Raw genomic sequence first — 25,113 nt, forward strand, 5'->3', positions numbered from 1 at the left:
TCCCACCGTGGCCACGGCCACCGCCGTGGCCACCGACCGGCCGCCTCACTGGGCGGAACGCGCCCGGGCCGTCCTTGACCCCGGCGTGGCGGTGATGGACGAAAGGTCACGATTCGGTAACACTGGCGTGAGGCAGGTCACACGGCCGGCCCATGACGTGCTCGAGGAGGTGCGCGATGGCGCTTGTTCGCGAGTCCCAGGTCGAGTCGCCGATGCTGCCGGGCCACGCGGTCCGGCCCTCGGGCGGAGGCGCGGCACGCTGGCTCTGGGCCGGCCTCGCCTTCGCGATCGGGCTGTTCATCGGGGGCGGCGGCCCCATCGCCTGGACCGCGGTCGCCGCGATGATGCTGGCAGGCCTCGTTGGCGTCGCGCACCGGCAGCGCTGGGCGCGCTCGGTCCTGTGGATCGGCACGGGCCTGTGCCTCGGACTGTGCCTCCACCTCACGCTGGCGCTCGTCCGCGCCGAGGAGATCGCGCTCATCCCCGGTGTCGGCTGACCCCTACACTCGCCTCATGCAGAGCCAGCAGGCCAAGCGCCTCGAGAAGGTGGCCGACGCCATCTCCGCCATCAAGGATCCGCTGGTCCGGCTGGCCGCCGCCCGCGAGGCGCGCGAGCGGTTCGAGCAGCTCGAGCTGGAGCAGGTGAAGCGGCTGCGTCGCGAGGGCGCGACCTGGAGCAAGATCGGCGCGCTCTACGGCCTCACGAAGCAGGGGGCGCAGCAGCGCTTCAAGTCGCGCATCGACGCGACGTAGCCTCGCCGCCGCCGCGCTCGGCTCGACGCACCGGCCCACTGAGGACACCCCGGCCCTTGCCCCCCGAGAACGCACCGGCCGACCTCGCCGACCTGACGGGTCGTAGGCGGGGACGGCCCGGTCATCCCCGGGGTGGACGGCGGCGCTGCGACCACGGTCGACTCCCGACCCCCGACGTCGGAACCGTCGACGGACGAGGCGGCGGCCCCCCGGTCGGCACGCTGGAACCATGACCGACACCACCGGCACCCGACCTGCCTTCGACCCCGCCCGCCCGACCCCCGACGCCACCGGCCTCGAGGCGATCGCCCTGACCAAGACCTACGGCGACGGCCCCACCGCGACGCACGCGCTCGCCGGCGTCGACCTGCGCGTCGCGCCCGGGGAGTCGCTCGCGATCATGGGCCCGTCGGGCTCGGGCAAGACGACGCTGCTGCACGTCCTGGCCGGCATCCTCCCGCCGACCGCCGGCACCGCGATGTGGCGCGGGCGCTCGCTCGCCGACCTCTCCGACGCCGACCGGACCAAGCTGCGCCGCTCGGAGTTCGGCTTCGTCTTCCAGTCCGGCCAGCTCCTGCCCGAGCTGCCGGCCGACGAGAACGTCGCGCTCCCGCTCATGCTCGCCGGCGTTGCACGCGCGGAGGCGACGGCCCGCGCCCGCCAGTGGCTCGCCCACCTCGGGCTGCGGGGCATGGAGGGCCGCCGACCGGGCGAGCTGTCCGGCGGACAGGCGCAGCGCGTCGCCATCGCCCGCGCCCTCGTCGGCAACCCGGGCGTCATCTTCGCCGACGAGCCGACCGGCGCTCTCGACCAGACGACGGGCTGGGAGGTCATGAACGCCCTCACCACCGCGTGCCGCGCCCAGGGCGCCTCGCTCGTGCTCGTGACCCACGACGTCGACGTCGCCCACTGGTGCTCCCGGACCATCCAGATGCGCGACGGGCTCGTCGTCGGCGAGCAGCGTCAGGTCCCGACGACCGGCGCCACCGGCACCACGGGCGCCACCGGCACCACGGGCACCGAGGGGGCCGCGCGATGAGCACGCTGCGCCTGTGGGCCCTGCTGCGCCGCCGGTCCCGTCGCGACTCCCGCGACCCGGCGAGCCTCACCTCGACCCTCGCCGTCATCGCCTTCGCCGCGACCACCGCCGTCACGCTCGTCGTGCTCGGCGGCCTGCTCGCGTTCATCGACCGGGCCAGAGCCGGCGTCGGCAGCGCCTCCTACGACGGCTGGGTCTACGTGAACTTCGCCGTCTTCGCCGTCATCCTCCTGCTGGTCCCGCTCTCCACCCTCGGGGGCGCGGCCGCGCGGCTCGCCATGGCCCGGCGCGACGCGCGCCTCGCCACCATGCGGCTCGTGGGCGCGACGACGACGCAGGTCACGCTGCTCACCCTGCTCGACGCCGCCGTCCAGGCGCTCATCGGGGCCGCGATCGGGATCGGTCTCTACGGCGCCCTCCTGCCGCTCGTCGCCCGGCTCAGCTTCCAGGACCGCACGTTCGACCTGGCGGAGCTCTGGGTCGGCGTGCCGAACGTGCTGCTCACCGTCGCTGGCGTGCTCGTCATCGCGCTCGTCTCGGCCGCGTCGAGCCTGCAGCGCGTCGCGGTCACGCCGCTCGGCGTGGCGACGCGTCAGTCCCCGCCGGCGCTCACCTGGCTGCGCGGGCTCTCCGTCGTCGTCGTGGTCGCGGCCATCGTCGTCGTCAACCAGTTCGCGGGCGCCGCGGGGATGGTCGTCATCTTCGTGCTCATGGGGTTCATCGGGATCGGCATGTTCACGCTCAACCTCGTCGGGCCGTGGCTGCTCTCGCTCGTCGCCCGCATGGTCGCGTCCCGGACGCGGAAGGTCTCGACGCTGCTGGCCGCCCGGCGCGTCATCGACAGCCCCAAGACCGGCTGGCGTAGCGTCGGCGGCGTCGCGATCGCGACGTTCGTCGCGGGCGTGACGTCGATCATCGCGATCGTGCCCGAGTCGATGGCCTCCAGCCCGGACGAGGCGGTGTTCCTGCGCGACATCGGGACGGGCGGGCTGCTGACGCTCGGCATCGCCGGCATCCTGGCCGGCGTCTCGACGGGCGTCATGCAGGCCGGGCGCGTCATCGACCAGCGGCAGGAGTACGCCAACCTCGTCCTCGCGGGGACACCGCGCGCGACGCTCGACGGCGCCCGGTTCCGCGAGACGCTCATCCCGCTGCTCACGGCGGTCGGGACGGCGACGGTCGCGATCCTGATCTTCCTCGTCCCGATCCTCGGCATGAGCGCGTTCGCCCAGCCGGGCGTCGTCCTGCGCTACGCCCTCAGCATCCTCGCCGCGTGCGCGCTGGTGCTGCTCGGCGGCGCGGCGACCCGCGTCGTCGCGCACCGGATGACGGCGCAGGCCGCCTGACCCGGGCGGTCGGGTCAGTCCGACCCGACCGCCGACGCGGGGATCTCGTCGGGCCGGTAGCGCGGCAGGCGCGAGGCGGGGAGCGTCGCGAGGATGCTGATGCCGGCCAGGACGAGGAAGCCGATCCGCAGGGTCCGCAGACGCTGCTCCTCGTTGAGGGCGACGGCCGCCTCGATCTGGTCGGGCGTGGCCGTCGTCTCCTCCAGCGCCGCGCGCAGGTCATCGTTGCTCACGAAGTTGACGTTGTCCAGGTCGACCTGCGCGACCAGCTCCGCCGGCAGCTCGGGGTGCTCCTGCGTGGCCGCACCGATGCCGAGGCTGAGCGTCGTGACGAGCATCGCGCCCATCACGGCCGTTCCGACGGCGGAGGCGAGGTTCTGCGTCGTCCCGCGGACCGAGCCGACGTCGCCCGCCAGCTCCTTGGGCGCCGCGGTCACGAGGACGTTGAACACGAGCGTCACCAGCGCCCCCTGGCCGATGCCGAACACGACCAGCCCCGCGATCGTCGGGAGGGTCTCCCAGTCGTTCGTCACGACGAAGGCCAGCCACACCAGCGCGACGGTCGTGAGGCCGAACGCGAACAGGGCGATGGCACGCGGGGAGAACCGGCCGTAGAAGCGGACGATGAGCGTGGCCGTGATGAACACCGTCAGGTTGAACGGCATCATCGCCAGGGAGGTGTCGAAGGGCGTTCGTCCCTGCACGATCTGGATGTAGGTCGGCACCGTGAAGTTGACCGCCGCCTCCATCGCCACGATGACGAACATGGCGTAGACGGCGGCGCGCTCCGTCGGGCGGCGCAGGACGCTGAGGTCGACCAGCGGCACCCGTCCCTGCCGCGTCCGGCGGCGGGTCCAGAGGAAGAACGCCTGACCCAGCACGATCCCGACGACGACGAGGACGGGGGCCGGCGAGACCCCTGCGATGCTGAACGGCGCGCCCGGCTCGGCGAGCAGGATGCCCCAGCCGTTGAGGTTGTTGAAGCCGAGGGTCAGCAGCACGATCGCCGCGCCGATGAGCATCGAGGCGACGACGTCGATCGTGATGTCGGGGTTGCCCCGGTCCGAGCGCAGCTTGAAGCTGAGCACGAACACCACGACCGCGAGACCCAGCGTGATGAGGAAGATCGGCCGCCAGCCGACCAGCGTGCCGAGCGTGCCACCGATCAGGAAGGCGCTCATCCCGGAGAACGCCCGGGCCGAGCCGAGCGAGCCGACCGCCGTCGCTTGCTGACCACCCCGGTAGTTCTCGGCGATGAGGGCGACGAGGGCCGGGACGATGATGGCCGCGGCGGAGCCCGCGAGCGCCTGCCCCGCGATGGCCCAGCCGATCGATCGGGCGAACACCATGAGGAGCGAGGACGCGGCGAAGACGACGAGGACGACGCGGAAGATGAGCACCCAGCCGACTCGCTGCCCGAGCTTCGCACCCGTCATGACGAGGGCGGCGACCGCCAGGCCGTAGACGACGATCGTCGAGCTGGCGACGGTCGGCGCGACGCCGAAGTCGGCGACCATCCCGCCGAGGGAGATCGGCAGGGCGGAGACGTTGAACGACATGAGGACCTGGGCGAGGAACAGGCCGATCATCGGCACCCAGGACCGGCGCTCGTCGGCCTCCGCGCCGTCAGCGGTGATCCCGGCGGCGGGGCGGGCGGTCTCAGACATGGGGGGTCTCCTGTTCGGACGCGGACCAGCGGGAGGAGGCGAAGAGGTTGAGCCCGAGGGCCCGGGACAGGTACGCGCAGGCCCGCTGGCCGCGAACGCTGTTGCCCGCGGCGTCGAGCCGGGGCGAGTAGGCACCGAGCGCGCCCTTGCCCGGCGCGACGGCGACGATCCCGCCGGAGACGCCGGACTTCGCCGGCAGCCCGATCTCGAACAGCCAGTCGCCGGAACGTTCGTAGAGACCGCACGAGGCGAGCACGGCCAGCGTGTCGCGGCAGACCTCGGCCGAGACGACCTGCTCGCCGGTCACGGGGTTCGTGCCGCCGTCGGCGAGCGTGGCGCCCATGACCGCGAGATCGTGCGCGGTCACGGCCAGGGCGCACTGCCGGGTGTAGACGTCGACGGTCTCGAGCGGGTCGACGTCCAGCCGGTCGTAGCTCTGCAGCAGCTTGGCGATGGCCCGGTTGCGCTGGTTCGTCTCCGCCTCCGAGACGTAGACGGTCTCGTCCAGCTCGAGATCCCGGCCCGCGAAGCGCGACAGCCCGTCCCGCACGCGCTCCCACCGCTCCTCGGCCGACGCGGCCGGAAGGAGCGCCGTCGTCGCGATGGCCCCGGCGTTGACCATCGGGTTCGACGGGCTGCCGGCGTTCAGCTCCAGCGCGATCACCGAGTTGAACGGTAGGCCGGTGTTGTTCACCCCCACCCGCTCGCGCACGGCCCGGTGCCCCAGCTCCTCGCACACGAGCGCGAGGACGAACGCCTTCGAGATCGACTGGATCGAGAACGCGACGTCGGTGTCGCCAGCCTCGTGGCGCTCGCCGTCCACGCCGACGACGGCGAGGCCGAACCGACGCGGGTCGGCCTCCGCCAGCACCGGGATGTAGTCGGCGACCGCGCCGTCGTCGACGCCGGCGTAGCGCTCGTGGGCCAGGCGGACGAGCTCGTCGACCGTCCGTCCGGGCGGCAGGGCGCCGGTCGACGCCCGCTGCGCGATGCTGAGCACGTCTTCGTCGAACATGCGCCTTCTCGTTCCTCCGGCGCTCGTCCGGCGAGCGTCCGACTCCGTTGCCCCGACGCCGCGATCGTACGACCGGCGGCGCCTGCGCGCCCGTCGAACGGTGGTCAGCCGGGCGGCGGGCGCGGCTCAGCCGGTACGCGTCTGCAGCAGCTCGTTGATCCGGGCCGTCAGCTCGTGGTCGACGGGCACGGCGACCCCGTCGACCGCGTTGACCGGGGCTGCGAGCCGCACGCTCGACATGAGCCAGGCGGCGTCGGCCGCCGCGAGCTCGGGAACGCGCACGTCCCGCTCCTCGCCGCGCAGGCCGAGGTCGTCCAGCGACGCGAACAGGTCCTCCTGCGTCGTGCCGGGCAGCACCCCGACCTCCGGCGGCGGCGTCACGAGCGTGTCGCCGATGCGCAGCACGAGGGTCGACGTCGGCCCCTCGAGCAGGTAGCCGTCGGGTGTCGTGAACACGACGTCCTGCGCTCCGCGGCGCACCGCCTCCCGCACGGCCGCGCGGTTGACGGCGTAGGCGAGCGTCTTGGCCCCGGCCAGCAGCCACGGCGAGGTCGCCGGGACCGTCCTGGCGTAGCCGCGGTCGAGCAGCACGACCGCGATCCCCTCGGTCCGCGCGGCGGTGAAGTCGCCGGAGAGCGTCGCGTACGCCCAGCCGATCGGGCCGACGTCCGTCAGCTCCTCGTCGCCGCGCGACAGGCAGTACTTGACGTACGCCTCGGCCCCGGGCGGGAGGTCGAGCGCGGCGACGGCGGCGCGGGTGGCCGCCCGGTAGACGTCGAGGTCGGGCTCGGGCAGGTCGAGCATCGCGGCCGAGCGGGCGAACCGGTGCAGGTGCCGCTCCTCGGAGTGGATGACCCCGTCGCGGACCGTCGCGCTCTCGAAGATCCCGTCGCCCCTGGTCACCGCCAGGTCCGTCACCCGAAGCTGCGGGGAGCGCGCGGGGACCAGCCGGAACGCGGGGGGCGCCTCGGCCGAGGTCGCGTCCGCGGCGGACGAGCGGCAGGGGCGGTCGATCATCGCGAGGACGGCCGGCGGCGCGGCGAGGTCGTGAGCCATCCCCCGAGCCTCACACATCCGGCGGCCGGACACGTGCGAGGACCAAGGAAGAATGGGGACCCGTGAGCACGACCGGCGCCGACGACGCCCTTCCGACGCGCCGCCCCGGCGTGGCCCGCGGCGTCATGCGCTTCGCCGTCCGCAACCCGTACGTCGTGTGGCTCACCGGGTGCGGCGTCTACGTCCTCGCGGTCGTGCACCGCGCCTCGCTCGGGGTCGCCGGGCCGGAGGCGGTCGAGCGCCTGCAGATCAGCTCGGCGCAGCTCGGCGCCTTCGTCATGCTCCAGCTCGGCGTCTACGCCGCGATGCAGATTCCCGCCGGGCTCGCGATCGACCGGTGGGGCGCCCGGCGCGTCCTGCTGCTCGCGACGCTCATCCTCGGCACGGCGCAGGTGACGTTCGCGCTCGCCACCACCTACCCCGTCGCCCTGCTCGCCCGGACCGTCCTCGGGGTCGGCGACGCCCTCGTGTTCATCTCCGTCATGCGTCTCGCGGCGACGTGGTTCCCGCGCTCGCGGTACGCCGTCATGGCGATGTGGACGGGGCTGCTCGGCATGCTCGGCAACCTCGCGGCGACGGTCCCGCTGACGCTCGCGCTCGACGAGTTCGGCTGGACGCGGACGTTCGCGGTGACGGGGGCGACCTCGCTCGTCTACGCCCTCCTCCTGCTGCGGCCGGCCGTCGCCGCGCCGTTCCGCGAGGTCGCGGCCGCTCCCGGCGGGGCCACTCCCGGCGGAGCCGGGGCCGAGCCCGACGGGGCGGGTGGCCAGCGGTCCGCCACCCGCGAGCTCGCGCACACGATCGCGGAGACCTGGCGCGGGCACGAGCACGGCCGCGGCACCCAGGTCGGCTTCTGGGTGCACCAGGCGACCATGGCCTCCGGGATGGTCCTCGGCATGGTCTGGGGGTTCCCCTACCTGACCGAGGGGCTCGGCTACCCCGGCTCGCAGGCCGCCGCCATGGTCTCGGTGCTCGTCCTCGGCAACGTCGGGTTCAGCTTCCTCATCGGCCCGTTCGCCGGCCGCCGCCCCGGGTCGCGCGTCCCGCTGGCGATCGGGATCGGCCTCGCGATCGTCGCGGCGTGGGCCGTGCTGCTCGCCTGGCCGGGCGGCCGACCGCCCGTCGGCGTCGTCGTCGTGGCGTTCGTCGTCATGGCGGCCGGCGGCCCCGGGTCGCAGATCGGCTTCCACCTCGCTCGCGACTACAACCCGGCGCACCGCATCTCGACCGCGACGGGCCTGGTCAACGCCGGCGGGTTCTCCGGGACGATGCTCGGCGCCATCAGCATCGGCGTCATCCTCGACCAGCTCTCCGGCACCGCCCAGCCGAGCCTGACCGACTACCGGATCGCGCTCTCCTCGATGGCGGTGCTCACCCTCGTCTCGACCGCCCTCGTCGTCGTCTCGACGCTCGGTCTGCGACGCAGCGTGCTCGAACGACTGGCGGACGGGCTGGAGGTCCGGGTGCCCGTCGTCGCGCACTGGTGGGACCGCGCGGTCGACGCCGTCGAGACCATCGAGGCGCTCGACGAGGCCGCGACCGATCCCGTGGAGCGCGAGCGCCCGCGCTAGGGCAGCACCCGGAAACACCTTGCCGGGTCGCGGCGCGGGCGCCTACGGTCGAGGGGTGCTGATCTGAGACCCCCGTCCCGGCTCGCCGCGCGGCTCCGCCCCGGCGCGCCCCCGCGCGACCCAAGGGTTCCTCATGTCCCAGCCAGCACCCCACCTCTCCCCCGCGCCCGGCACGTCCGGCGTCCAGCTCCGGCTCGACGGCGTGTCCGTCTCCTACGGCGAGCGCCGCGTGCTCACCGACGTCGACCTGGTGGTCTCGCCCGGCGAGCGCCTCGGCCTCATCGGCGAGAACGGCTCGGGCAAGTCGACGCTCCTGCGCGTCGCGGCCGGCCTCCTGACGCCGGACGCCGGAACCGCCACCGTGGCCGGCCCGGGCCCGGCCGCCCGCGTCGGGCTCCTCCACCAGGAGCCGCCGTTCCCCGCCGACGTCACGCTCGCCGAGGCGCTGGCCGGCGCGACCGCCGTCGTGCGCGACGCCGAGGCCGAGCTCGACGACGCGGCACGCGCACTGGCCGCCACCCCCGACGACGACGCGACGACCGCCCGGTACGCCGGCGCCCTGGAGCGCGCGGAGGCGCTCGACGTCTGGGGCCTCGCCGCGCGCGAGGCCGCGATGCTCGCCGGGCTCGGGCTGGCGGACATCGCCCCCGGCCGGCCCGTCTCGACGCTCTCGGGTGGCCAGCTCGCGCGGCTGTCGCTGGCCTGGCTGCTGCTGTCCCAGCCCGACGTCCTGCTCCTCGACGAGCCGACGAACCATCTCGACGACGACGCCGTCGCCCACCTGCGTTCCGTGCTGACCGCGTGGCGGGGTCCGGTCCTGCTCGCCTCGCACGACCGGGCGTTCCTCGACGAGGCCGTGACCGGTCTCGTCGACCTCGACCCGAGCGAGGTCCCGCACGCGGTGTCGGGACCGCTGGTCGGGGACGGTGACGGCTCGGGGATCGGTCTGGTCCGGTTCACCGGCGGGTACACGGCCTACCTGGACGCGCGGCTCGACGCGCGCGAGCGGTGGGAGCGGCGCTACCGCGACGAGCAGGCCGAGCTGCGCCGTCTGCGCAGCAGCGTGCGCGAGCAGCAGACGGTCGGGCACGTCGGCCGGGCCCCGCGGACGGAGGCCAACGCGTCGAAGAAGTTCTACTCGGACCGGAACGCCGCCGTCGTGTCCCGTCGCGTCAACGACGCCAGGACGCGGCTCGCCGAGCTCGAGGCGGCGCAGGTGCGCAAGCCCCCGGCGTGGCAGTGGTTCGCGGGGCTGGACGCGGCGGCTGACACCCGACGCGCGGGTCGCGGGTCCCGGTGGAGCGGACCCGTGCTCGTGGCGAGCGATGTCGCGGTCGCCGGCCGGCTGGCGTCCACCTCGCTCACGGTGAGCGCGGGTGAGCGGTGGCTCGTCACGGGACCGAACGGCTCCGGCAAGTCGACGCTCCTCGGCGTGCTCGCCGGCCGGCTGGCCCCGTCGGCCGGGTCGGTGCAGCACCCGCGGGCGCTGCGCGTCGGGCTGCTCACCCAGGAGGTCGACCTCGACGTGCTGCCCGGCACCACCGTGCGGGCGGCGTACGAGGAGCTGGTCGGCGCCGAGGTCGCCGCCCGGGTGCCCGTCGAGACGTTCGCGCTGCTCGCGGGCCGCGACCTGGAGCGGCCCGTCGGCGCGCTGTCGGTCGGTCAGCAGCGACGCCTCGCGCTCGCCGCCGTGCTCGCCGATCCGCCCGACGTCCTGCTGCTCGACGAGCCGACCAACCACCTCTCGCTCCTGCTGCTCACACAGCTCGAGGCGTCGATCGACCGGTACCCCGGGGCCGTCGTGGTCGCGTCGCACGACCGCTGGCTGCGCCGGGACTGGGCCGGGCGGACGCTCCGGCTCGGCTGAGCCGGAGGGGTTCGGCCGCGGGGCTCAGCCGCGCAGGGCCGCCTCGATCGCGTCGACGACCGGGACCTGACCCGCGACGAGGACGTCCCGGGCCCGGTCGAACCGGCAGAACTCGACCCGGTCGATCTCCGGGTAGGACTGGACGCGACCCGACCGGGGCGGCCACTCCAGCTCGAAGGTGTTGGAGACGAAGTCCGCCTCGGCCCACGGCACCGGGTCGCGCTCGACGCCGAGGTAGACCCGCGCGACCTTGCCGCTCGTCACCCGGAAGTCGCCGAGGTCGGTCAGCACCCGGTCCTGCGGCCAGACGTACCCCGTCTCCTCCGCCAGCTCGCGTCGGGCGGCGGACGCCGGGTCCTCGTCATCGCCGTACAGCCCCTTGGGGATCGACCACGACCGCTCCCTGCGCGTCCACAGCGGGCCGCCCATGTGCCCGAGCAGGACCTCGGGGCCGGCCTCGCGCAGGCGCACCACCGCGAGCGCCGCGCTCCTCACCGTTGCCACGCGCCCATCCTTCCCGATCGGTCCACCGGGGCTCAGCCGCGGCCGGTCGCCGAGGCGAAGCCGAGCCAGGTGTGCCGGTTGCGCCACCAGCACCAGCCGACCTTCGGCGCACCGCGCCGCTCGACGCCGTCGCGTCCGGTGCCCCCGCTGATCCACAGGGCCGGCGTCCGCGCGTCGAACGCGCCGCGCGGGCGCGGCTTGCGGGTCGCGAGGCACATGAAGCAGTGGTTGGGCTCGAGCCGGCTCGGGTCCTGCATCAGCCAGCCGATCCCCTCGTGCAGCGTCAGGGGCGTGCGACCTCGACCGGTCAGCTCCGCGAGCGCCTCCTCCGGCGACGCGCCCCGCAGGTCGTCGCCCCGGTCCGCGCCCCGGACGACGTAGAGCGCGCGGTCCGGCAGCTCGACGTCGGGCACGGTCCGGAAGTCCTCCAGGTCCGTCCAGTCGACGACGACGAAGCCCGGACGGCCGGCGCGCTCCAGCAGCGGGGCCAGCGCTCGCGCCGGGACGAGGTCGGGGTGGATGGCGAGGAGCAGGGGATCGTCCGCGCCCGGGACGTCGGACGCGCCGATCCCCTCGTCACCGACGACGGCCGCGACCGTCGAGCGCAGCTCCGCCTCGGGCACCCCCGCCAGGTCGGCGAGGCCGAGAGCGAGGAGCCGGTCGAGCTGGACGTCGAGCGCGGGCAGCGTCGTCGGGGTCGGCCGGGTGGGGGTCGGCTGGGCGGTCGTCGGCCGGGTCGTGCTCGTCTGGGTCGTGGTCACGGGCGCTCCTCGCGTCGGGGGCCGGCGTCGCGCGCGCCGGACGGGTGACAACGCCGCGCGGCAGCTCCCTGTTCCCGGACGCGACGGCACCCGACCGGCGCCGGGGCCGGACGTAGGACAATGGGGCGCAGTCCTCAGCACCCACCCCTCCGGAGCCACGCATGTTCGCCATGTCGGACGGACGCCCCGCGCCCGCGAACCCCGCCGCCGTCGTCCAGGGCGACACGTACCGCTTCACCGTCCTCACCCCGCGGCTCATCCGGATGGAGTGGAGCCCCGACGGCCGGTTCGTCGACGAGCGCTCGCAGCTCGTGGTCGACCGCGACTTCCCGGTGCCGGCGTTCACGGTGACGCAGGTGCCGGGCGGCGGCCTGGAGATCCTCACGGACTACCTGCGCCTGCGCTACGACGGCGGCGAGTTCACCAGCGGCGGCCTGTCGGTCACGCTGACCCGCGACGCCCTCGACGCCCACTACTCCGTGTGGCACTACGGGATGAGCTACCCGCAGGACCTCCCGTTCCGCGGCAACCTGCTCGGCACGGCCCGCACGCTCGACGAGGTCGACGGCGCCACGGAGCTCGACGAGGGCATCCTCTCGACGTTCGGGTTCGCGCTCGTCGACGACTCCCACTCCGTCCTGCTGTCCGACGACGGCTGGATCACGCCCCGCCCCGACGGCGGCGCGGGCCGCAAGGACCTCTACCTCCTCGCCTACGGCCGCGACATCCGGGGCGCGTTCGACGCCTACCACCACCTGACCGGCCCGACGCCGCTCGTCCCCCGGTACACGCTGGGGAACTGGTGGAGCCGCTACTGGCGCTACACCGAGGACTCCTACGTCGAGCTGATGGACCGGTTCCGCGACGAGGGCGTCCCGCTGAGCGTGTCGGTCATCGACATGGACTGGCACCAGGTGGACGTCGACCCCGAGATCGGCACCGGCTGGACGGGGTACTCCTGGGACCGCGAGCTGTTCCCGGACCCCGAGCGCTTCCTCGCCGCCCTGCACGAGCGCGGCCTCGCGGTGACCCTCAACGTCCACCCGGCCGACGGCGTGCGCCGGCACGAGGACGCCTACCCCGAGATGGCGCGCGCCCTCGGCATCGACCCGGCCAGCGGCCTCCCGGTCGGCTTCGACATCACCGACCGCACGTTCGTCGACGCTTACCTGCGACTGCTCCACCACCCGCTGGAGGAGCAGGGCGTCGACTTCTGGTGGCTCGACTGGCAGTCGGGCGGCGTCACCTCGGTGCCCGGGCTGGACCCGCTGTGGATGCTCAACCACATCCACTTCCGCGACTCCGGGCGCGAGCGCACCGACGGGGCACGTCGTCCGCTCACGTTCTCGCGGTACGCCGGCCTCGGCAGCCACCGCTACCCCGTCGGCTTCTCCGGCGACACGATCATCACGTGGGACTCGCTCGACTTCCAGCCGTACTTCACGAACACGGCGGCGAACGTCGCCTTCACGTGGTGGTCGCACGACATCGGCGGCCACATGTTCGGCGGCCGCGACGTCGAGATGGCCACGCGCTGGTACCAGTACGGCGTGTTCTCCCCGATCAACCGGCTCCACTCGTCCAACAGCCCGTTCACGACGAAGGAGCCGTGGGCGTTCGGACCGCGCGCGCAGGGGATCATGTCGCGGTTCCTGCGGCTGCGGCACCGCCTCGTGCCCGCGCTGTACACGGCGGCGTGGGCCGCGCACGCGGACAACGTCGCGGTCGTGCGGCCGATGTACCACGACCACCCCGACCGGGTCGAGGCCCGCACGATCCCGAACCAGGCGATGCTGGGCGAGCACCTGCTCGTCGCGCCGATCACGCGGCCGGAGGAGCCCGCGTCCGGGCTCGGCACGACGCGCGCCTGGCTGCCGGAGGGCGGCTGGTTCGACCTGTTCACGGGTCAGCGCTACCGCGGCGGCCGGTTCGCCACGTTCCACCGCCCGCTCGAGGTCTACCCGGTCCTCGCGCGCGCCGGCGCCGTCCTGCCGCTCGCGGCCGACCCGTTCGCGCCCGTCGGCGACGTGCCCGACGCGCTCGAGCTGCGCGTCTTCCCCGGCGACGGGGTCTCCCACCTGGTCGAGGACCACGGCGAGGCCGCGCCGGGTCTGGCGGACCGGAACGTCACGCGGTTCGTCCAGACGCTCACGACCGGCGACGCGGGCGAGGCGGGCTACGGGGCCGGGCGCCTCGCGGACCTGGTCCTGCGCATCGAGCCGACCACCGGGCCGGACCCGCTCGCGGTGCGCGAGGTGACGCTCGACGTCGTCGGGGCGGTGCGCGTCGAGCGCGTCGTGCTGGCGCCGTTCGGGGCGCTCGGGACGCCGGCGGCCGACGACGAGGACGCCGCCGCGGGCGCGAGCGGCGCCGACCTGCCGACGGTCGAGCTGTCCGGGACCGACGCCTCCGTCGTCGCGGTGCACCGGGACGAGCTGCTGGCGCCGGCCCTGCGCGTGCGGCTCGGCGAGGTCGACCTGGCCCGCGGGCTCGAGGTGCGGCTGATCGGGCTCGAGGCGGCGCCCGACACGCTGGTCGAGGACACCTTCGCCCTGCTCGACGCGGCGGAGATCCCGTTCTGGAACAAGGAGCACGCCTGGCGCACCGTCAAGGAGCTGACCGGGCTCGAGCTGGCGCAGGAGATCGGCGCACTGCAGATCCCGGCCGCGCTGCGCGGAGCGCTGATCGAGCGCGCCGCCGTCGTGCGCCCCTGGTAGCCGAGCCCGGGTCCGACACCCCCGCGCTCCGATATCGGGGTGGGTTCGATCGCGATTCGCGACCCGATCCACCCCACTGTCGGAGTGGGCGGGGGCGGTCGGGCTCGACGTGTCGTGACGGGGGCCACAGCTCCTGCGAAGGTTCCGTGAGCGTGCGCACCGGTCGACCGCCCTGCCCTCGCCGTCGGCCGGACGTTCCGTTACGGTCGAGGGCGTGACTTCTCATCGGCGGCCCGGCGCGGGCCGGATCGCTGTCGGCGCCGGCGTCCTCGCGGGCGTCCTGCTCGCAGCCGGCGGCGGCGTCCTCAACGCGCTCGACGCGCGCGCGGCGTCGGCCCAGCTCGCCGACCCGGCGTCGACCTCGGACACGGTGGACGGAACCGCGGTCAGCGCGGACGTCCCCCTGCTCAACACCGAGCTCGAGGCCCGCGACCTCGTCGCCCTCACCCCCGCCTCGCGCGGGGAGGCCCGCGCCGCCCTGGCGGACGGGGAGGGCGTGACGTTCGGCGTCGTCGTCGACGGCGAGACCCGCGACGTCACGACGCAGGCCGCGACGCTGGCCGACGCGCTCGCCGAGGCCGGGATCGTTCTGGGCTGGGACGACGTCGTCGACGCCGACCTCAGCGCTCCGCCGCAGGCGGGGACGACGGTCACGGTCGGCCGGTCCAGCGTCGAGACGGTCACCGAGGACGTGACGACGCCGCACACGAGCGAGACTCGCGAGACCTCGTCGCTCGCCAAGGGCGAGACCCGCGTCGTCCAGGCCGGGGTCGACGGGTTCGCGCAGGTGACCAGCCGGGTGTCGTTCGTCGACGGGACCGAGGTCGCGCGCACCCAGCTCGCGTCGGTCGAGACCACGCCGGCGGTGCCCGAGATCGTCGAGGTCGGCACGCGCGTCGGGCCCGCGAAGCTCTACACGCTCAGCCAGTTCATGAGCGCCGGCGTCGTCACGTGGGGCGGGTACAAGTTCACCTACTACTCGCAGAGCGTGCTGCCGGGCGGCGGGCTGTCGATCCCCGGCCGGCACGTCAACGAGGACGGGTACGTGAGCGACGGCGACGGCTACATCGTGCTCGCCAGCTCCGCCGCGAAGGGGACCGTCATCGACACCCCGTTCGGGTACCAGGGCAAGGTCTACGACCGCGGGACCGTCGGCAACCACTACGACGTCTACGTGCGCTGACGGACGGCGGGCGCCGCGCGCTCGCCGCCAGCGCCGGCGGCCCACGGGGGTTTCCGTCCGGAACGCATCGTGTGCGTAGCTGAGCTCTCGGGTATCCGAGCAGGTCAGGGCCTCGGCGGCGACGTCGCGACGCGACGTGCACGAACCACGCGGGTCACGACGGTCGCACCGAACGGCACAGCGGGTCCAGCGCTCAGCGAGTCCCAGGCCGGTCCGCGGTGACGACCCGCATCTGGAGCAGCGCGACGTCGCACAGCGGCGTCGCGACCCCGAGCCGGCGCGCGCGGGCCACGAAGTCGCCGACGATGTGCTCCGACTCCCCCGCGCGCCCCGCGACGACGTCGCGGTAGAGCGACGACACGAACCCCGAGCCGGGCGCCGTGAGGAAGCCACGGGAGAAGTCGAGGTCGGCGGCGGGCACCACGTGACCGGCCGCGGCGGGGACGGCGGCGGTCTCCGCGAGGATCGCGTCGACGACGTCGACCCCGCCGGGCGTCGCAACGACCTGCCCGACCGTGCCGCGCGTGAGCACCCCGAGGACGCCGCTCGCGACGATGAAGTACCACTTGTTCCACAGCTCGCCGACGGCGTCGCCGGTGACGAGGACGTCGATGCCGCTGACGTCGAGCACGGCCGCGGCGCGGGCGACGGGTGCGTCGTCGGCATCGGCGGCGTCGTCGTCGGCCGGAGGCATCTGGGCGAGCGCGCCGAGCGTGACGCGGTGGATCGGCTGGTGCAGGACGACCGCGCCGTCGTCGTCGACGCTCGCGACGATGCGGACGGTCGCCCCGACGAGCGCGCCGGGCGCGACGCCGGCGAGCGCGGCCGCCAGCACGTCGAGCTGCGCCATCCCGTTGAGCAGCGGGACGACCGCGGCGCCGGGAGCGAGGAGGCCCGGGGTCGCCAGCGCGCTCCCGGCCCAGTCGAGACCGGGCGCCTTGACGGTGACGAGGACGACGTCGAACGGCCCGTCCGCCGCGACGGCCGCGGTGAGGTCCTCCGGCGTGACGGCGCGCGGCGCGAGCCGCTGCTCGGCGCCGGCCGGGAGGTCGCGCAGGACGAGGCCGGTCGCGCGCAGCCGGTCCGCCGCCGTGGGACGGACCAGGAACGTGACGTCGCGACCGGCGGCGGCGAGCCGCGCCCCCAGGTAGCCGCCGACGGCTCCGGCGCCGACGACGAGGATGCGGGGGGTGGTGGCGGGGTCGGGCTGGTCCATCCCCCGATCGTCCCAGGTCAGCGGGTCCGGTGTGGTCGATACGGCGCACCGTCCAGCCAATGACATTGATATCGCTCACATGGCACACCGTCGCCCAGGCCGATCCGATGCCCGACGCTGCTCGCCCAGCAGGCCCGTCGAACCCGCTCCGGCGGCCGCCCGTCTCGGATGATGCCCGAAAAACCGCGGATCTGCTCGGTTTCCGGTGCGACAGAAACGAGCTCGGCCACCGCCGATTCCGCCGGGGGTCTTGCGTGACCTACGTCACGCTGTTACGTTGATAGCGCTATCAACACCGACCGATCTGAAGCAGAGCAGCTTCGGAGGGAGTGGGAGATGTCGCTCAACGACGTGGTCCCCGCACTGGAGGTCCGCGGGCTTCGCAAGTCCTACCCGGGCGTCCAGGCGCTGCGCGGCGTCGACCTTCGGGTCAACCGCGGCGAGATCGTCGGCCTCTGTGGCGCGAACGGCGCCGGCAAGTCCACCCTCGTCAAGATCCTCTCGGGCGCCGAGCAACCCGACGACGGTCAGATCTTGGTCAGCGGCACCCCCACCCGCGTGGTCAGCCCGCACACCGCCCGACAGGCCGGGATCTACACGATCTACCAGGAGATGAGCCTCGTTCCAGGCATGACCGTGCTCGACAACATCTTCCTCGACGGCTTCCGCTCCGGCGGCCTCGTCGTGCGGCGCCGTGGCCTCGAGCAGACCGCCCGCGGTCTCCTCGACCGTCTGGGCGCCGACATCGACATCCACGCCACCGTCGGGTCGCTCACGATGGCCGAGCAGCAGCTCGTCGAGATCGCCAAGGCGCTCAAGGGGAACCCGGCCGCCCTCCTGCTCGACGAGCCGACGACCACACTTCCACCGAACGATGTCGACGCGCTGCTCACCGTCATGCGCGACCTCGCCCGCGGCGGGGTCGGTCTCGTCTTCGTCTCGCACCGGCTCGACGAGGTGACGGCCGTGTGCGACAGCGTCGAGGTCCTGCGCGACGGTCACCGCATCCGCAGGTTCGACGCCGTCCCGTCCCACCACGAGATCGTCCGGGCGATGGTCGGCGACCGCTACGAGAACTCGCTCGCCGCGGCCGCCGCCGAGGGAGCCGCCGGCCGGCTGGGCGGGATCACGCCCGGCGAGGTGGCCCTCGAGGTCGACGGCCTCACCGACGGCAAGCGAGTCGCGCCCGTGTCGTTCGAGGTGCGCAGCGGCGAGGTCGTCGGGATCACGGGGCTGCTCGGTGCCGGACAGAACGAGCTCGCGGAGTGCATCTTCGGGATGCGGGCGTCGGTGGCGGGAACCGTCCGCGTCGGGGGCAGGGTCGTCCCGCCGGGCAACCCCCGGCGCGCCATCGCTCGCGGCCTCGGTCTCATCCCGGAGGATCGCAAGACCCAGGGCCTCGTCCTGGACATGAGCGCCATGAAGAACATGACGCTCGCCTCCATCGGACGGTTCACGCGGTTTCGCGTGCTGCGGACCCGCGCCGAGGCCGAGCACGCACGCCAGTACGTCCGCGAGCTGCAGATCGCCTGCCACTCCGTCCACCAGCACGTGCGGACCATGAGCGGCGGCAACCAGCAGAAGGTGCTCCTCGCCCGCTGGCTCACGCGAGACAGCAGGGTCCTGCTGCTGGCCGAACCCACCCGCGGCGTCGACGTCGCGGCCAAGGAGGAGATCTACCGCCTCGTCCGGGGGCACCTGCGGCGCGGGGGTGCCGCCGTCATCGTTACCTCCGAGGTCTCGGAGGCAGCGCTCTGCGACCGCGTGCTCGTCATGTCCGTCGGCCGCGTGGTGGCCGAGCTCGACCACGACCAGGTCCAACGGGACCACGACGCCTTCCTCGCGCACCTGCGCTGAGCCGATCAGTCGCACAGGAGAGACCATGTCCACCACCTCGACCCAGCCGACCACCGCGGTCCCCGAGCCGACGCCCGAGCGCCGCAGACGCGGTGTCCGCATCGGGCCCCAGGTCTACCTCGTGGGCGTCTTCATCGCCGTCGCCATCGTCGGGACGCTCGCGTCCCCCTACTTCCTGACGGTGCGCAACATCGAGAACATCGTCGTCGCGGCCTCGGTCGTGGCCGTCCTCGGTGTCGCCCAGTTCTTCGTCGTCGTCACCCGCGGCATCGACCTGTCCGTCGGCTCGATCGCGGCCCTCGCGACGGTGATCGCCGCCGTCATGCTCCGCCAGGGCAACGGCGTGTGGACGACGATCGTCGTGACCGTCATGTCCTGCGCGTTCTGCGGCCTCGTCAACGGCGTGCTCGTCGTCTACGCACGGATCACGCCGTTCGTCGCGACGCTCGCCATGATGTCGATCGCACGCGGGGTGGCGTTCATCGTCCAGGTCGGCACGCTCATCGTCATCAGCAACCAGGAGTTCCTCCAGCTCTTCGGCGGGCGCTCCGCCGGCGTGCCCAACGTCGTCATCATCGCGCTGACCGTCACGGTCGTCGCGGCGTTCGCCATGAAGTTCAGTCCCCTCGGGCGACGGCTCTACGCGCTCGGCGGCAACCCCGAGGCGGCGCGGCTGTCCGGGCTCCCGGTCAACCGCGACACGCTCATGGCGTACGTCACGTCGGGCCTGCTGGCCGGGCTGGCCGGACTCATGCTCGCCGGCCGACTCTCCCAGGGGTCTTCGCTCGTCGGCCAGGGGTACGAGCTCGACTCCATCGCGGCCACCGTCGTCGGCGGGACCTCACTCTTCGGCGGCACCGGAGACCCGGTCAGCACCGTCCTCGGCGCCCTGGTCATCGGGATGATCGGCAACATCATGAACCTCATGGGGATCCAGTCGGAGCCCCAGCTCGTCATCCGCGGCATCGTCATCCTCCTCGCCGTGTTCCTCACCTCCGGGCGCGGCATCCAGCGGATCAGGGACGGCATCGCCACCCTCCTGCGCCGGTTCCGACGCGACGTCCCGGCACCGGAACCGGAACCGATCGACGCCCCGGTGAAGACGATCGACGCCCCGACCCCGCGGCCCTGACGCCGACCCGTCAGCCACCGACCCACGCACCTGCTCCACCCGTTCCACCCACCAACGGCACGGTCATCGCCGGCGCGTCCCGACCTGCCACCACGAAAGGAACCACCATGCGCAAGCACGCAACGATGCGGCTCGCCTCAGCGGCCGCAGCACTCACCTCCCTCACCCTGCTCGCCGCCTGCGGCACGGGCTCCGACGGCGGCGCGACCGCGTCGGGCGACGGTCAGACCACCTCCGGCGAGACGGCTAGCGCCGGGGAGGGCGACGGCGAGACGATCGTCATCGGCTTCTCCCAGCGCCGGCTGGCCGGCAGCGACTGGTGGGCGACCCTGCTCCAGGGCGCCGAGGACAAGGCGGCCGAGCTCGGCGCGAAGATCATCGTGACCGACGCCGGCGGTGACACCGTCAAGCAGAACTCAGACATCCAGACGCTGCTCACGCAGGGTGTCGACGCGGTCATCCTCAACCCGCACGACCCGACGGGCGTCGCGCCCGGCGTCGCCGCGGTGACCGACGCCGGGGTACCGCTCGTCGTCGTCAACTCCAACCTCTCCGAGGATCTGGCGCCCCAGCAGTTCTGCTACGTCGCGGAGAACCAGGTCCAGGTCGCCCGGGGGATGGGCGAGGAGATCGCGGCGTGGGCCGATGAGAACTTCGGCGGTGAGCCCGTCAAGGCCGTCGTCATCGGCGGATACTCGGGCGAGACCGTGACCGACCTGCGCAACCAGGGTGTCGTCGAGGGCTTCGAGTCCTACAGCGGCGACGTGGAGTGGCTGCCGATCCGGTACGGCGAGTGGCTGCCCGACAAGGCCCTCGGGCCGGTGCGGGACATCGCGACGGCGAACCCGGACCTGCGCGTCGTGCTGAGTCTCAGCGACGTCATGCTGCCGGGCATCAAGCAGGGCCTGGACGACGCGGGGATCCTCGACCAGGTCGTCATCGGGAGCTACGACGGCCAGATGTCCGTCGTCAAGGAGATGATCGACAACCCCACCGGCCCGGTCCAGGCCAATGCGTCGAACGAGCCGTACAAGCAGGGTCAGACCGCCGTGGAGAAGGCCATCGCCGCGATCAAGGGCGAGACGCAGGACGCCGTCTGCCCCGGCGGGGAGTTCTGGATCGAGACGTTCCTCGCCACGCCCGCCAATGCCGCCGAGTTCTACGACCCGACGCGGCAGTTCTGACGAGCCCGACCAGCCGATCCCTTTTCGACACAAGGAGGAACCCATGATCGACCCCTACGCCGTGGTGGCGGTCTCGCCGCGCACGTTCACCGTCAAGCAGCCGGGCGACGGCGTCCGCAACGTCAAGCGGATCAACCAGTTCATCGACACGGCCTGCATGGTGGGCGCCTGGGAGGGCGCCCCGGTCCGTCTCGTCGTCATCCCCGAGATGGCGATCCAGGGCATGATCGCAAACACACCGGGCAACCGCGCCCGGGAGAAGCACTTCGCCGTGACGATCCCTGGCCCCGAGACCGACGAGCTGGCCAAGAAGGCCGTCGAGCTGGACGCCTTCATCGCGGCCGAGCTCTACATGGTCGCCGATCCGGACTTCCCGGACCGCTACTTCAACGTCGCGTTCATCATCGACCCGCGCGGCGAGATCGTCTACCGGCGGTACAAGGCGACGAGCGACGCCTACGAGGGCGGCATGCTCGGCAACATGAACCCGCACGACGTGTGGGACGAGTTCATCGCCAAGCGCGGCGACGGCAGCGTCATGGACGCGATCTTCCCCGTCGCGCGGACGGAGATCGGCAACATCGGCATCGCCATCTGCCACGAGGGCGTCTACCCGGAGGTGGTGCGCGGGCTCGCGATGAACGGCGCGGAGATCATCATCCGGCCGACCCTCATCGAGCCGGCCGTCCAGAACGGGATGTGGGAGCTGCAGAACCGCGCCCACGCCATGTTCAACTCGGCGTACGTCGTCGCGCCCAATCTCGGTCCCGAGTACCGCGACGACGGCGGGGTCCAGGACCTGTTCGGCGGGAACTCGATGATCGTCGGTCCCCGCGGCCAGATCCTCACCCGTCAGCAGGGCTGGACGACGGGCGACTCGTTCGTCACGACGACGCTGGACATCGAGGCGCTGCGCCGCGCCCGCGTGGCGAACGGGCTCTACAACCAGTTCAAGGACCTGCGGACCGAGCAGTACCGCGCGATCTACGACGAGCCCATCTACCCGAAGAACCAGTACCTCGACGCTCCGCCGAGCGAGGGCTGGCTCGCCCGCGAGGAGCGCACGAGGGCCGGGAACATCGAGCGGCTCATCGAGCGCGGCGTCCTCACTCCGCCGACCGGGTACCGCGCCCCCGGCGCCTGAGCCGGCCACGATCCGACCCCACCGCCCCGTCAACCCGCACCACGAAGGAGGCCCGACATGTCACGCAGCAGCCGGACCGGCGACGCGATCCGCGTCGGCGTGCTGGGGTTCGGGCGCTGGGGTCGGACCTGGCTCCCGGTCCTCGAGGCGGAGCCCGACGTCGAGGTCGTCGCCGTCGCAGGCGGACTGTCCGGCGCGACGGGCCCGTCCGGCGCGTCCTCCCACCCGACGCTGCGTACCGGCGTGCGCCACGTCGGGCGATGGGAGGACGCGCTGGACGATCTCGACGCCGTCCTCGTCACCCTGCCGGTGCCGCTGCACCTCGCGGCGGCGCGCGAGGCGGCCGCTCGGGGCCTCCACGTGCTCCTGGAGAAGCCCGCCGTGCTCGCTCGCGGCGAGCTGGCCGCGCTGGAGGACGTCGCGGCGCGCGCCCCCGGGGTCGTCATGGTCTGCCAGAACTACCGCGAGCGCCCCTGGGCGCGCCGGGTGCGCGTCGAGCTCACGACGCTAGGGCCGCTCACGCACGTCACGGTCGAGATCGCCCGACGGGAGCTCCTCGACGGCGGCCGGGGCGCCCTGGCCCACCCGCTGCTGGACGACCTTGCCATCCACCACGTCGACCTCCTTCGCCACCTCACCGGGCAGGAGGCCGAGGTGCTGGCCGCCACCAGCTCACGACCGCCGTGGACCAGCTACGACGGCACCCCCGACGCCGCGGCGCTCCTGCGCCTGTCCGGCGGCGCGACGGTCGCGATGCACGGCACGTGGGCGGCCCGCGGCCGCGAGACCCCGTACGACGGCGACTGGACGTTCCGGGGCGAGCGCGGGCTCGTCGAGGTGCGCGACCTCGCGGTGCTCCGGGACGACCAGGTCGTGGCTCCCGCCCGCGCGGTGACGCCGGGTGTCCACGACGACACCGACCTCGCGGACGTCCTGCGCACGTTCCTCGCCGGGATCGCGGGGGTGCCCGTGCTGACGGACGTCGCCGAGCACGCCCGCAGCCTCCGACTGCTCCTCGACCTGCGCGACGCCACCGGGTTGCCGCCCCTGGGGGACGCGACATGACCGGGACGACGCACCGCCGCACGTCCGAGCCCGCCGACCGACCGACCGATCCGGCCCGCGCCCCGCGGATGGCCGACGTCGCCCGCCTCGCCGGGGTGTCGCCGCAGACCGTCTCGCGCGTCATCAACGGCCACCCCAACGTCTCGGCCGAGGTCCGCGAGCGGGTGCAGCAAGCCGTCGTGGCGCTGCGCTACCGTCGCAACCCGGCCGCCCGCTCACTGGCGACCCGGCGCACGATGAGCCTCGGCGTCGTCACCTACGGCCTGGCGCAGCACGGGCCGTCCGTCGCCCTGACCGGGATCGCGGACGCCGCGCGCCAGGCCGGCTACACGACGAACCTCGTCGGCCTGGTCGAGCTGGACCGTGCGGCCCTGCGCCGGGCGCTCGGCCACCTCATGGACGACTACGTCGACGGGATCGTGCTCCTGGCCCCGGTCGACGATGCAGTCCACGCGGTCGCGGGGCTGCACACCGAGGTGCCGCTCGTCATCTTCGAACCCGGCGCCCCGCCGCGGCCGGCGGGGTTCGCGGCGCACGAGGTGCTCGGAGCCCGGCTCGCGACGCAGCACCTGCTCGACATCGGTCACGAGACCGTCCTCCACCTGTCCGGGCCTGCCGGGTGGCTCGCCACGACGGCCCGGATCCGCGGGTGGCGCGAGGCTCTGTCCGATGCGGGTCGGCACGCCCCCGCACCCGTCGCCACGAGCTGGACGGCGGCGTCCGGGTTCGAGGCTGTCGACCGGGTGATCGCCTCGGGCTCGACCGCCGTCTTCGCGGCCAACGACCAGACGGCCCTCGGGCTGATCCGCGGTCTCACCGAGCACGGCGTCCGCGTCCCGGAGGACGTCTCGGTCGTCGGCTTCGACGACTTCCCCGAGTCGGAGTACTTCTCCCCGCCCCTGACCACCGTGCGCGTCGACTTCGCCGCGCTCGGCCGGCTCGCCGTGCGCAAGCTCCTCGCGCTCATCGAGGGCGAGGAGGTCAGCGACCCGCTCACCCCACCAACGCTCGTCGTCCGCGCCAGCACGGGAACGCCCCCGGCGACGTCGTCGACCCCACCGATCCCCACCACTCCCAAGGAGAACCCATGAGACCGCTCGGCACCACGGGCCTGACCGTCCCGCCGATCTGCGTCGGCACCAGCGCCCTCGGCAGCTTCCCGGCACAGTACGGCTACGAGGTCGACGAACGCACGGCGATCGACACGATCCTCGCGGCGCTCGAGCACGGGTTCCCGTTCATCGACACGTCGAACGAGTACGGCGGCGGCGCGAGCGAGCTGCGGATCGGCCGCGCGATCGCGGAGCACGGCGGCCTGCCGTCCGACGCGCTGGTCGCCACCAAGGTCGACCCGCTCCCCGGCAGCCAGGACTTCTCGGGCGAGCGGGTACGTCGATCCGTCGAGGAGAGCCGCGAGCGCCTCGGGCTCGACGTGCTGCCGCTCGTCTACCTGCACGACCCGGAGAAGATCACGTTCGAGGAGGCGACGGGACCCGGCGGCGCGCTCGAGGCGCTGCTGGACCTGCGGGAGGCCGGCGTCATCGGGCACCTCGGCGTCGCGGGCGGACCCATCGAGCTCGAGCTGGCCTACCTGCGCACCGGCGCGTTCGAGGTGGTCCTCAGCCACAACCGATACACGCTCGTCGACTCCAGCGCCGAGGAGCTGATAGCCGAGTGCGCCGCGCGCGGCGTCGGGTTCGTGAACGCCGCACCGTTCGGGGGCGGGATGCTCGCGCGCGGGCCGCAGGCAGTGCCGCGATACTGCTACCAGCCGGCCGGCGAGGAGGTGATCGCCCGCGTCCGCCGCATGGAGCAGGTGTGCGCCGACCACGGCGTCCAGCTCGCCGCGGCCGCGCTGCAGTTCTCCACCCGGGACGACCGGGTGGCGTCGACGGTGGTCGGGATGTCGTCGCCGGAGCGTCTCGCGCAGGTGCGCGACCTCCTCGAGACACCGATCCCCGACGGGATGTGGTCGGACCTGGCCGACCTCATCGCCCCCGGCAGGGCGGGCTTCCACCCGGCGGCCGACGGCTGAG

General features: G+C 73.4%; 21 protein-coding genes. 15 read left to right on the forward strand and 6 right to left on the reverse strand.

Annotation, left to right across the window (positions count from 1 at the left end; translation table 11 throughout):
- The first annotated feature begins 176 nt into the window (after positions 1-176).
- The 4 genes from EDD28_RS04780 (at position 177) to EDD28_RS04795 (ending at position 3,138) form a co-directional block, all read left to right on the forward strand.
- On the forward strand, positions 177-497 hold the full coding sequence (locus tag EDD28_RS04780; RefSeq protein WP_123738569.1) for a hypothetical protein: 321 nt from the start codon (positions 177-179) through the stop codon (positions 495-497).
- A 16-nt stretch (positions 498-513) separates the two neighbouring features.
- A complete protein-coding gene (locus EDD28_RS04785; protein ID WP_148059549.1) occupies positions 514-753 on the forward strand; it encodes a hypothetical protein in 240 nt (79 codons plus the stop codon).
- Positions 754-982: 229 nt separating this feature from the next.
- A complete protein-coding gene (locus EDD28_RS04790) occupies positions 983-1,792 on the forward strand; it encodes an ABC transporter ATP-binding protein (protein ID WP_123738571.1) in 810 nt (269 codons plus the stop codon).
- Positions 1,789-3,138 (forward strand): FtsX-like permease family protein, encoded by a 1,350-nt coding sequence (locus tag EDD28_RS04795; protein ID WP_123738572.1) that lies wholly within the window; start codon positions 1,789-1,791, stop codon positions 3,136-3,138. Before EDD28_RS04790 ends, EDD28_RS04795 begins: the two co-directional genes overlap by 4 nt.
- 14 nt (positions 3,139-3,152) lie before the next feature.
- Here the strand turns inward: EDD28_RS04795 and EDD28_RS04800 are convergent, their stop codons facing one another.
- The 3 genes from EDD28_RS04800 to EDD28_RS04810 all read right to left on the reverse strand — a co-directional run bounded on the left by EDD28_RS04800 (position 3,153) and on the right by EDD28_RS04810 (position 6,876).
- Positions 3,153-4,805 carry an MFS transporter gene (locus EDD28_RS04800; RefSeq protein WP_245967918.1) on the reverse strand — a complete coding sequence of 551 codons (1,653 nt, stop codon included), beginning with the start codon at positions 4,803-4,805 and terminating at the stop codon, positions 3,153-3,155.
- On the reverse strand, positions 4,798-5,820 hold the full coding sequence (gene glsA / locus EDD28_RS04805; protein WP_123738573.1) for a glutaminase A: 1,023 nt from the start codon (positions 5,818-5,820) through the stop codon (positions 4,798-4,800). Before glsA ends, EDD28_RS04800 begins: the two co-directional genes overlap by 8 nt.
- Before the next feature lie 126 nt (positions 5,821-5,946).
- Positions 5,947-6,876, reverse strand: coding sequence for an aminotransferase class IV (locus tag EDD28_RS04810; protein ID WP_245967919.1), 930 nt, complete (start codon positions 6,874-6,876; stop codon positions 5,947-5,949).
- A 62-nt stretch (positions 6,877-6,938) separates the two neighbouring features.
- Here EDD28_RS04810 and EDD28_RS04815 point away from each other — a divergent pair, with 62 nt between their 5' ends.
- Together EDD28_RS04815 and EDD28_RS04820 are read left to right on the forward strand one after the other, a co-directional pair.
- Entirely contained in the window at positions 6,939-8,447 is a 1,509-nt protein-coding gene (locus EDD28_RS04815) for an MFS transporter (protein ID WP_123738574.1), read from the forward strand.
- A 133-nt stretch (positions 8,448-8,580) separates the two neighbouring features.
- Positions 8,581-10,314, forward strand: a complete 1,734-nt coding sequence (locus EDD28_RS04820; RefSeq protein WP_123738575.1) for an ABC-F family ATP-binding cassette domain-containing protein — start codon at positions 8,581-8,583, stop codon at positions 10,312-10,314.
- Between the two features lie 24 nt (positions 10,315-10,338).
- Here the strand turns inward: EDD28_RS04820 and EDD28_RS04825 are convergent, their stop codons facing one another.
- Positions 10,339-10,818 (reverse strand): NUDIX domain-containing protein, encoded by a 480-nt coding sequence (locus EDD28_RS04825; protein WP_123738576.1) that lies wholly within the window; start codon positions 10,816-10,818, stop codon positions 10,339-10,341.
- A 32-nt stretch (positions 10,819-10,850) separates the two neighbouring features.
- Positions 10,851-11,579: a DUF5701 family protein gene (locus tag EDD28_RS04830; protein ID WP_245967920.1), complete on the reverse strand. Its 729-nt coding sequence runs from the start codon at positions 11,577-11,579 to the stop codon at positions 10,851-10,853.
- 161 nt (positions 11,580-11,740) lie between these two features.
- On the opposite strand from EDD28_RS04830, the gene EDD28_RS04835 reads away from it, so the two are divergent.
- Both EDD28_RS04835 and EDD28_RS04840 read left to right on the forward strand, forming a co-directional pair.
- Complete coding sequence (locus tag EDD28_RS04835; protein WP_123738577.1) at positions 11,741-14,296, forward strand: glycoside hydrolase family 31 protein; 2,556 nt, start codon at positions 11,741-11,743, stop codon at positions 14,294-14,296.
- Between the two features lie 214 nt (positions 14,297-14,510).
- On the forward strand, positions 14,511-15,479 hold the full coding sequence (locus EDD28_RS04840) for a resuscitation-promoting factor (protein WP_123738578.1): 969 nt from the start codon (positions 14,511-14,513) through the stop codon (positions 15,477-15,479).
- 193 nt (positions 15,480-15,672) lie between these two features.
- Here EDD28_RS04840 and EDD28_RS04845 read toward each other — a convergent pair whose 3' ends face one another.
- Positions 15,673-16,695: a ketopantoate reductase family protein gene (locus EDD28_RS04845; protein ID WP_123738579.1), complete on the reverse strand. Its 1,023-nt coding sequence runs from the start codon at positions 16,693-16,695 to the stop codon at positions 15,673-15,675.
- Between the two features lie 336 nt (positions 16,696-17,031).
- Here EDD28_RS04845 and EDD28_RS04850 point away from each other — a divergent pair, with 336 nt between their 5' ends.
- The 7 genes from EDD28_RS04850 to EDD28_RS04880 all read left to right on the forward strand — a co-directional run bounded on the left by EDD28_RS04850 (position 17,032) and on the right by EDD28_RS04880 (position 25,112).
- A complete protein-coding gene (locus EDD28_RS04850) occupies positions 17,032-18,552 on the forward strand; it encodes a sugar ABC transporter ATP-binding protein (RefSeq protein WP_123738580.1) in 1,521 nt (506 codons plus the stop codon).
- A gap of 25 nt (positions 18,553-18,577) precedes the next feature.
- Positions 18,578-19,684, forward strand: coding sequence for an ABC transporter permease (locus EDD28_RS04855; protein WP_123738581.1), 1,107 nt, complete (start codon positions 18,578-18,580; stop codon positions 19,682-19,684).
- A 107-nt stretch (positions 19,685-19,791) separates the two neighbouring features.
- The gene (locus tag EDD28_RS04860) at positions 19,792-20,868 is read left to right on the forward strand and encodes a substrate-binding domain-containing protein (protein WP_123738582.1); all 1,077 of its coding nucleotides are present in this window, start codon (positions 19,792-19,794) and stop codon (positions 20,866-20,868) included.
- A 43-nt stretch (positions 20,869-20,911) separates the two neighbouring features.
- Positions 20,912-22,012 (forward strand): nitrilase-related carbon-nitrogen hydrolase, encoded by a 1,101-nt coding sequence (locus EDD28_RS04865; RefSeq protein ID WP_123738583.1) that lies wholly within the window; start codon positions 20,912-20,914, stop codon positions 22,010-22,012.
- Between the two features lie 57 nt (positions 22,013-22,069).
- Entirely contained in the window at positions 22,070-23,077 is a 1,008-nt protein-coding gene (locus EDD28_RS04870) for a Gfo/Idh/MocA family protein (protein WP_123738584.1), read from the forward strand.
- Entirely contained in the window at positions 23,074-24,168 is a 1,095-nt protein-coding gene (locus EDD28_RS04875; RefSeq protein ID WP_245967921.1) for a LacI family DNA-binding transcriptional regulator, read from the forward strand. The genes EDD28_RS04870 and EDD28_RS04875 overlap by 4 nt, the downstream gene beginning before the upstream one ends.
- The gene (locus EDD28_RS04880) at positions 24,165-25,112 is read left to right on the forward strand and encodes an aldo/keto reductase (protein WP_123738585.1); all 948 of its coding nucleotides are present in this window, start codon (positions 24,165-24,167) and stop codon (positions 25,110-25,112) included. The genes EDD28_RS04875 and EDD28_RS04880 overlap by 4 nt, the downstream gene beginning before the upstream one ends.
- The last annotated feature ends 1 nt before the right edge of the window (position 25,113 follow it).

The organism is Salana multivorans (assembly GCF_003751805.1).
GTDB classification, from domain to species: domain Bacteria; phylum Actinomycetota; class Actinomycetes; order Actinomycetales; family Beutenbergiaceae; genus Salana; species Salana multivorans.

Bases quoted from the DNA above. Each gene is read 5' to 3' on its own strand.
- EDD28_RS04780 (WP_123738569.1), top strand. From the start codon at position 177: ATGGCGCTTGTTCGCGAGTCCCAGGTCGAGTCGCCGATGCTGCCGGGC.
- EDD28_RS04785 (WP_148059549.1), top strand. From the start codon at position 514: ATGCAGAGCCAGCAGGCCAAGCGCCTCGAGAAGGTGGCCGACGCCATC.
- EDD28_RS04790 (WP_123738571.1), top strand. From the start codon at position 983: ATGACCGACACCACCGGCACCCGACCTGCCTTCGACCCCGCCCGCCCG.
- EDD28_RS04795 (WP_123738572.1), top strand. From the start codon at position 1,789: ATGAGCACGCTGCGCCTGTGGGCCCTGCTGCGCCGCCGGTCCCGTCGC.
- EDD28_RS04800 (WP_245967918.1), bottom strand. From the start codon at position 4,805: ATGTCTGAGACCGCCCGCCCCGCCGCCGGGATCACCGCTGACGGCGCG.
- glsA (WP_123738573.1), bottom strand. From the start codon at position 5,820: ATGTTCGACGAAGACGTGCTCAGCATCGCGCAGCGGGCGTCGACCGGC.
- EDD28_RS04810 (WP_245967919.1), bottom strand. From the start codon at position 6,876: ATGGCTCACGACCTCGCCGCGCCGCCGGCCGTCCTCGCGATGATCGAC.
- EDD28_RS04820 (WP_123738575.1), top strand. From the start codon at position 8,581: ATGTCCCAGCCAGCACCCCACCTCTCCCCCGCGCCCGGCACGTCCGGC.
- EDD28_RS04835 (WP_123738577.1), top strand. From the start codon at position 11,741: ATGTTCGCCATGTCGGACGGACGCCCCGCGCCCGCGAACCCCGCCGCC.
- EDD28_RS04845 (WP_123738579.1), bottom strand. From the start codon at position 16,695: ATGGACCAGCCCGACCCCGCCACCACCCCCCGCATCCTCGTCGTCGGC.
- EDD28_RS04850 (WP_123738580.1), top strand. From the start codon at position 17,032: ATGTCGCTCAACGACGTGGTCCCCGCACTGGAGGTCCGCGGGCTTCGC.
- EDD28_RS04855 (WP_123738581.1), top strand. From the start codon at position 18,578: ATGTCCACCACCTCGACCCAGCCGACCACCGCGGTCCCCGAGCCGACG.
- EDD28_RS04860 (WP_123738582.1), top strand. From the start codon at position 19,792: ATGCGCAAGCACGCAACGATGCGGCTCGCCTCAGCGGCCGCAGCACTC.
- EDD28_RS04865 (WP_123738583.1), top strand. From the start codon at position 20,912: ATGATCGACCCCTACGCCGTGGTGGCGGTCTCGCCGCGCACGTTCACC.
- EDD28_RS04870 (WP_123738584.1), top strand. From the start codon at position 22,070: ATGTCACGCAGCAGCCGGACCGGCGACGCGATCCGCGTCGGCGTGCTG.
- EDD28_RS04875 (WP_245967921.1), top strand. From the start codon at position 23,074: ATGACCGGGACGACGCACCGCCGCACGTCCGAGCCCGCCGACCGACCG.
- EDD28_RS04880 (WP_123738585.1), top strand. From the start codon at position 24,165: ATGAGACCGCTCGGCACCACGGGCCTGACCGTCCCGCCGATCTGCGTC.